Origin of the sequence: Kitasatospora putterlickiae (assembly GCF_039527695.1) — a bacterium.
Lineage (GTDB): Bacteria > Actinomycetota > Actinomycetes > Streptomycetales > Streptomycetaceae > Kitasatospora > Kitasatospora putterlickiae.
The window spans coordinates 1-1,864 of the sequence record NZ_BAAAKJ010000241.1 but is presented as its reverse complement, the minus strand read 5'-3'; the positions used below and the strand labels follow the sequence as shown (position 1 = coordinate 1,864).

3 protein-coding genes are annotated in these 1,864 nt (G+C 73.8%); 1 reads left to right on the top strand and 2 read right to left on the bottom strand.

What is annotated here, in order from left to right:
* Positions 1-281, top strand: a 281-nt coding sequence (locus tag ABD308_RS24340; protein ID WP_344338584.1) for an ArsR/SmtB family transcription factor, incomplete at its 5' end; no start/stop codon positions are given.
* 19 nt (positions 282-300) lie between these two features.
* Here ABD308_RS24340 and ABD308_RS24335 read toward each other — a convergent pair.
* Complete coding sequence (locus ABD308_RS24335; RefSeq protein ID WP_344338582.1) at positions 301-951, bottom strand: carbohydrate binding domain-containing protein; 651 nt, start codon at positions 949-951, stop codon at positions 301-303.
* Positions 952-995: 44 nt separating this feature from the next.
* Positions 996-1,628 carry a carbohydrate binding domain-containing protein gene (locus ABD308_RS24330; protein WP_344338580.1) on the bottom strand — a complete coding sequence of 211 codons (633 nt, stop codon included), beginning with the start codon at positions 1,626-1,628 and terminating at the stop codon, positions 996-998.
* Positions 1,629-1,864 lie beyond the last annotated feature (236 nt).

Below are 1,864 nucleotides of genomic sequence, written 5' to 3'. Positions count from 1 at the left end.
GCGGCGCCGAGTCCGTGGAGGCGGTCACGCTGCGCCTGGACGCGCTGACCCACCCGATGCGGATGCGGCTGTGCCGCAACCTCTCGCGCGGCGCGTACTCGACGAGCGAGCTGGCCGACGCGTACGGCATCACCGCCCCGGAGGTCTCCCGTCACCTCGCCGTCCTGAGGAAGGCGGGGCTGCTGATCACCCAGCGCCGGGGCCGCTACGTCCTCCACCAGCTGGACCTCGCGGTCGTCGCCCGGCTCGGCGGCGACTTCCTGGAGTCCGTCTTGCGCTGAGGGGCCTTCCGTCCTCCGCTCAGCCGCCGGTGGGCGTCGGGAGGGGAACGCCGGGGCTGCTCGGGGGCGTGGTCGGCCGGGGCAGGCAGGGCTCGGTCGAGGTCGGCGCGGGCGTGCCCGGGGTGGGCGTGGGGCAGTTGTCGGGGTACATCGGCCCGATCATCGAGACGCGGCTGATCCGGTAGGGGTCCTGTCCGTACCAGCCGTGGAAGGCGACGGTCACCTGGTGGACGTTGTCGCCGATGAGGACGGTCGTGGCCAGGGACTTCCAGTTCGGCCCGTTGTCCCAGAGGATCACGTCGCCGGTGCCCGTTCCGGGGTCCGAGATGGTGGCGAAGGTGTACGGGCCGGACATGTAGGCCGAGAAGGAGTACCTGGTGCCGGGCACGACCGTGACCGTCTGCGAGCAGCCGGCGTAGTCCTGCCCGCTGGGGCGGCCCTCGACGCCCTGGTCGGTCTGGACGAACTCGCCCTGGCAGTTCCAGCCTCGGGCGAGTGGGCCGCTGAAGTCGCCGTTCTTGATCCAGTCCAGTGGGGCCGGCTGGGCGGTGGCGGAGCCGTTCGCGGCGAGCGCGGCAGCGGCGGCCAGGACGAGGGCGCCGGCGGCGGCACCGAGCGGGCGGGCGCCGGCGGCGTGGCGGGGACGGGGACGGGGACGGTGTGAGCGCATGACATCTCCGATGTGGGGGCGGGCCGATGGTGCGGTGGCGGCTGTCAGGGGATGTACGTGCGCTGGCAGGTGGGGGACGGCGAGGGGGTCGCGGACCCGCCGGTGGCGGTCGGCGACGGGCTGTCCGGCTCACCGCACGGGCTCGGCTGGTACCCGGGGCCGATGAAGGAGATCCGTCCCATGTCGTAGGCCGGCTGCTCGTACCAGCCGTGGAAGTGGACGGTGAGCCGGGTGGTGTCCGGCCCGGTGGTGACCTGCAGCGACAGGCTGTTCCAGCTGCTCCGGCCCGACCAGGCGGAGGCGTTCTCGCCGGCCTCGCCGGTGACGCCGACGAAGGCGTACGGGCCGCGGACCGTGGCGTTCAGCGTGTACGTGGAGTTGGGCCGGACCCGTACCCGCTGCGAGCACCGCGCGTTGCTCTCGGCGGTGGGGAAGCCGGTCACGTAGTGGTCGTGCGGGATGTGGCTGGGCAGGACGTTCGAGTCGCACGTCCAGATCCACGGGAACGAGTCGAACGCCCCGTTGACGATCAGGTCGACGCTCGGGAGCGGGTCCGCCGAGGTGGTCGCCAGGCCGACGGTGGAGGCCGCCGCGGTGAGCGCGGCGACCGCGAGGCCGACGGGTGGACGGTCGCGTCTGCTCCGGCGGGCGGGGCGGGATCGGGCGGGTGCACGCATGCCGTCTCCGGGTGGGGGAGTGCCGATGGGGCGGCGGTGCGAGGGAGTGGACCACACCATGGTGGAAGCGGCCCGCAACCGTCAAGGGCGGGGCGGGCGTTCGGCGACGGCGCGCGGATCGTCGTTCTCCCGCGTCACTCGGGTCACTTCCTCCTCGCTCCCGGATCCGGACCGTGTCCGCCCGTCAAGGCGGCGGCGAACCGCGCCCGAGGGTGCGGCGGCCGGGCCGCCGCACC